6 protein-coding genes are annotated in these 5297 nt (G+C 40.9%); all 6 read left to right on the forward strand.

What is annotated here, in order from left to right:
• Positions 1–10: 10 nt before the first annotated feature.
• A complete protein-coding gene (locus AC5JL8_RS38695; protein WP_495884978.1) occupies positions 11–823 on the forward strand; it encodes a hypothetical protein in 813 nt (270 codons plus the stop codon).
• Entirely contained in the window at positions 820–2358 is a 1539-nt protein-coding gene (locus AC5JL8_RS38700; protein WP_495884973.1) for a TrbI/VirB10 family protein, read from the forward strand. The genes AC5JL8_RS38695 and AC5JL8_RS38700 overlap by 4 nt, the downstream gene beginning before the upstream one ends.
• Entirely contained in the window at positions 2355–2813 is a 459-nt protein-coding gene (locus AC5JL8_RS38705; RefSeq protein WP_495884974.1) for a hypothetical protein, read from the forward strand. Before AC5JL8_RS38700 ends, AC5JL8_RS38705 begins: the two co-directional genes overlap by 4 nt.
• A 110-nt stretch (positions 2814–2923) precedes the next feature.
• Positions 2924–3211 carry a hypothetical protein gene (locus AC5JL8_RS38710; protein WP_495884975.1) on the forward strand — a complete coding sequence of 96 codons (288 nt, stop codon included), beginning with the start codon at positions 2924–2926 and terminating at the stop codon, positions 3209–3211.
• Entirely contained in the window at positions 3208–4572 is a 1365-nt protein-coding gene (locus AC5JL8_RS38715) for a hypothetical protein (protein ID WP_495884976.1), read from the forward strand. The genes AC5JL8_RS38710 and AC5JL8_RS38715 overlap by 4 nt, the downstream gene beginning before the upstream one ends.
• 19 nt (positions 4573–4591) lie before the next feature.
• The coding region (locus AC5JL8_RS38720) for a type IV secretory system conjugative DNA transfer family protein (protein WP_495884977.1) at positions 4592–5297 on the forward strand (706 nt) is incomplete at its 3' end.

The following is a 5297-nucleotide window of genomic DNA, read 5'->3' on the forward strand; positions in this document are numbered from 1 at the left end:
GAATAGTAATATGCTGAAATTAGCTAAACCGAAATTTGTGAAATCGCAATCGAGGAAGCAGCAATTAAATTCGTTCTTAAGTTATGGCCCAGCAGTGCCGACAAGGATAGCAATAATTGCGGTGGTAGGTTGTGGTGTAGGTTGTATTTCACTGTTGGTACAGTTTCTTAACTATGGGGCGATAAGGAGACTAGCAAAGCAGGAAGTGCCGTCACTGGTGCAGTTGTCGAGTGGAGAAACAATAAGAGCTACGGCGGTAGAACCTGCGGAACGCTCTGGTGAAACTATCAAAAAATTTGTATCAGATACATTTGTGGGGATGTTTAACTGGGACGGACTAATACAGAAGAACAATGCTCAAGGGAAACTAATAGTAGAAGCTGACCCTGGAGTAGAAATTAAGGGATTAGACAATAAACCAACTTTAAAAGTAACGACAAGGGCTTACGAAGCCGCATTTGCACTATCAGAAAAACAAGGATTTCGTGCGGCATTTGTGCGGAGATTAGCACAAATGATTCCCCAAGAAGTGTTTAGCGGAAATATGAGGGTGGCAATTATTCCTAACTATATATCCTCTCCGCGAAAAATAACAGAAGGAAAGTGGGAGATAGATTTTCAATCAACTTTAGTCACGTTTAAAAAACTAGATAATGCCGGAGATGCGATTGCGTTAAATAAAACAGTAACTCTAGAGGCAGTGACTACACCACAAAAGCCGCCAGAGGATATTTCTCTTCTTGCTAAGAAAATCTATACAATTCGCTCCAGTGGATTAGAGATTACACAAATTGTAGATTTAGATTTAGGAAGAAAACGATGATTGAAAACCCATTAACGGTAGATGAAATCTTAAAACTTGATGATGAGCCAGAAGAGATAAATAACAAGAGAAATGCCGAAAATGAAGATGTAGAAGTTTTAACACAACATACGGTAGTTACTTCTCCTTGGTCAAGGTTAGGGATAATTGGTGCGCCATTAGGGATAGGATTTTTAATTTTCTATTTGATGTTTAACAACATCATAAATGGGCAATCGAGCGTCAATAAACCAGAGACACCCCAAGCCCAATCAATACAATCAACCCCATCACATGAAGATAAAGATGGGGATGTTTATGCACAGTTAGCGTTGTCGAAACAACAAGAACAGTTAGACAAAATAAATCAACACAAATCAGTCAAAGCACAGCAAAAAGAACCTCACAGAGCAAAACCTATTAAGAGCGAACCTCAAGCAAGAAGAGTGTCTTCAACTCCAGCACCACTAAAAACTTATTCATCGCCAAGAACGTATTCGTCACCAAGAACTTATCAACCAGTAACTCGTAGTTTTGTGCTGCCGAGAGTTAGCAATTCAGGCATTGCAAGAGTACAAAAAGCTGTAGAACCGACTGCGGAATTTAACCGACTACGCTCTATTGGCTCATACGGAGTGATAGCTTATGTCGATAGTTCGGTTGGGGAATCGACCTTGCCTGACCCGGCAGAACTATCGGCATCATCGATACAGACAAATCAACAGCAAGCAGAACCAACAGATATTAATAATGAATATCCATCCGCCGCCGAAGAAAACACATCTAACACTATTGAAAAGATCCGCCCCCGGTTCCAAGTGGAGGCTAAAGTTGACAAAAAACTTGTAGCAAATAACTACTTGCCACAAGAAAGTCAAATCCTGAGCGAACGCAAAACTCGCTACCTCACAGTTGGGGAGTTTGCCACTGGCATCCTAGTTACACCACTAGTCAAACAACAGACTGATAACACAAACGACTCTCGAAAAACTGACGATGGCAGACGGTTTGTCGCCAAATTAACCCAAGACTTACGTGACAATTATGGTGAGGTAGCCATTCCAAACGGTACTATACTTGCAGTGGAATTGGTAGGAGTTGATGGCGGTAACTATGCAACTGCCAATGTTCGGAGCATCATCAAAGACAACGCGGAATATCCCCTGAGTGCTGGTGCAATTTCTGTACAGGGAGAAAAAGGAAAACCCCTAATTGCTAAAAAATTCCAAGACTTGGGTGGAGCGATAGCCAATTATGATGTGACGTTGGGCTTGGTTGGAGGATTGGCAAAAGTAGGAGAAGTCATTAATCAGCCGGATTCCCAAAGTACAATCCAAAATTCTACGATTGGCAGCTTTAGCAGTGCGGTAACACAAAACAATCGGCGTAATATCGGCGGTGCATTCTTGAATGGTGCATTTGACAAGCTGGGAGATATTCTAAGCGATCGCGCTGCTGCTTCAACCCAAGAAATACTGGCTCGACCCAATGTTTGGCACATCGGACAAGGAACGAAAGTTACTTTCATTGTCAACCGTACCCTGGAGTTGCCATGAAAAACATGATTGTTGGCTGTATGAGCGCGGTTGTTTGTCTTACTCCAGTAATGACACTTGCTGCACCCGTAGTTCGTAGCATTAAGCAATCTCAAGCTAGCGGTGAAACGGCCCTACTGCAAACGATCAACGTCTGGAACGGTCATGGTGTAGCAATCTCATTTTATGAAGTAGGAGAAAGGATACAACGAGTCTGGTTAGATGATCCATCTCAAATTCTGGTTGATACAGATGGCTGTTTAGAAGGTATCAATCAAAATTGTCAGAGTCCAGGTGCGGGACTAATTCATCTGCGGCGGATTAAAAGAGTCAACATCCCTGGTTTACCGCAAGCATCAACAACTTTGTTAACGGTGGTAACACAATCATCAACTGGTGAACGCAAGGCTTACAGTTTTCGCTTGGCAATTGCTAACGGCACTCCCAAATACAGCCAAGTAGTGATTAGGGATTGAGCAAAAATAAATTGGTCAGGCTTTGCGACGACCTCCGGTCGTCGCAGCCCAAAACTGGGATATATAGGTTACTTGCATAAATAAAGCCTGACCAATTTATTCCAGCGGGGATGCTTAGCAACGATGTTGCCATTGATAGTAAGAAAACACCGCGCCCTCAACTGCAACCATTAGTCACCGCTGTTAAAACAGTTAACAGCTTGAGAAATGGGATGGCTATAGCTATTAGAAATAGATGGCTGACTCCTACTGATGAATTGCATCAACGTCTTCAGCAATTGATTACTTATGTACAACTTGGTGAAGACCTAACAAAAGCTGCTGATAAAGCTGTCGTCTCAATGGAGTTAGTCAATAAGTTAACAAAACTTGGCAAAAATAATTATAGAAATATATGAATCAGCAACAAAAGACATCAAAAAGTATCCCGAATAAATCATTGATTTATCTCATATTGAACGCGCTGATAAATCAAGGAAAACAAACGCTTAAACAAAGTAAAAACCAAGGTTTAGAAGTTAGTAATAACATTCATGTCCAGCAAGTTGCAGTTGATAAAAAACAACTCCAAATCAATCGTGATGCCCAAATAAGATCCTTAATATTTCTGGGGTTAATTTTTTTCTTATTTATTCATAGTTTCTGGAAGTACGGAATACTTAATCAAGCAATTGGATTTATTCTCCCTCAAGCAAAAGCGCAAGTGTCTTTCGTTAATTCTGAAAGTGGTTTTATACCTGATTGGTCACGGTTACGTTTTAGTGACATGATTATATCGGAAAATGGCAGCGTAACTTACCCAGGGACTAGAGGTACTGAAACTAAAACTTGGAAGGCAGGTGAAAGCATTGCTGTCTTTATGGAGTTAGGAGATTTTGAAACGGAAACATTAGCGATAGAGAACTTAAGTTTAGAAACAATAACTTCAGCACAAGGAATAAACTTAAGCTTATTTAAACTTTCGGATTTGCAGTTAATCCAATGGCAGACTTTACCTGATTTAGTTGACGCAATTCCTACTTTACAAAATGCACCTGTTAATAGTGTCAAACCTATCAGTGATTTTTTGAGTAGCTTCGGTATTACCTATGGCACAATCGGCAGTGCTAGCACTAATCCCCAACTTCAGAATCTTCCCCTGATGAGAGTAATTAATTTACAAAATTACTCGCTTACTTCTATTCCTAACATTCAAAACACTGCCATTAATCGCTTTGCTAATTGGCAAAATAGTAAAGTTAATGGAGTGCCTGGACTAGACACTTTAACCTGGGATAATTTTCCCGGTTTACGCACTCTTGACCTAAATTTTGTTGGCAAAGTTGACCTTGTACTGCAAGATGTTGAAGCTAACCGGACTCGTTCAATTTCTGGTAGCTATCAACAAGGGTTTAATGTTCCGTGCCTACAGAATAATTGCGCTCATGCAGAGATGTCCGGCATCGGGAGAACAACAGGTGTGCAGTGGATTTCTGGCAAAGTTCAGAAGGTTAGAGGCGGATTTGGCATACTCAAATCTCTCAATGGGGGTAAAGAACCGACAGGGCGCAATCCTTTTGGTTCAGCCTTTAAACAAGTGATTTGGGATATTGATGAATCAACAGGCTCCATGCAAACGGCGATGTTTTTTAGAATCTGCAAAACCATCCCCTTCGTTGGGCTTACCTGCTCACCTTACTTTATCGGGCCAGTTCCATTTATTGAATACAGAGAAAAAGATCCAATTATTTTTGGTCAACCATCAACAGTTCCAGATTAATTTTTTAGAGAGAGTAAAAATGAGAACTGGCATTCAAACACAGTTGATTAGTTATAGTCAACCATTTGAGCAATTACAAAACCCTAATCATGATATTGGCAAGTATACACATCACTTTCTGACACCTAATGGACTAGCACTATTAGGGGCATTAGGGGTTTATTTAGTAATGAAAGTGTTGTTAGGAGATGGTTCTAAAAACAAGAAAATAGCTACCTCTTATTGGGGAGGGAATAAGGAAACAGCCACTGCCAAAAAGAAAGCACTCCAACAAATAGCCAGTCCTAAATGTGATAGTGCTGCACTCTACATTGGACGGCATCAATTTAAAGGTGCGAAAACACAAAAAGGCAATGCTGGAATACCTTTATATGTACCAGATGCACAAAGAGGAACAGCAACTATAGGCGCTCCCGGTAGTGGAAAAACTTTCAGTGCCATCAACCCGATGATTTACTCCGCAATCGACCAAGGGTTTGGTATTGTTCTATACGATTTCAAGTATCCGTCACAAGCTAAAATTGCTGCCTATGCTAAGAGCCAGGGCTATGATGTACACATATTTGCACCAGGATTTCCCGAATCAGAAGTATGCAATCCCCTCGACTTTTTAAGGGATTCGGGCGATGCAGAAACAGCAAGGCAATTAGCAACTGTGATTAACAAGAATTTCCGAATTTTAACTAACGCGAGTGAAGATGGGTTCTTTGGCCCGTCAGGGGATC

It is taken from the genome of Mojavia sp. (assembly GCF_059505145.1).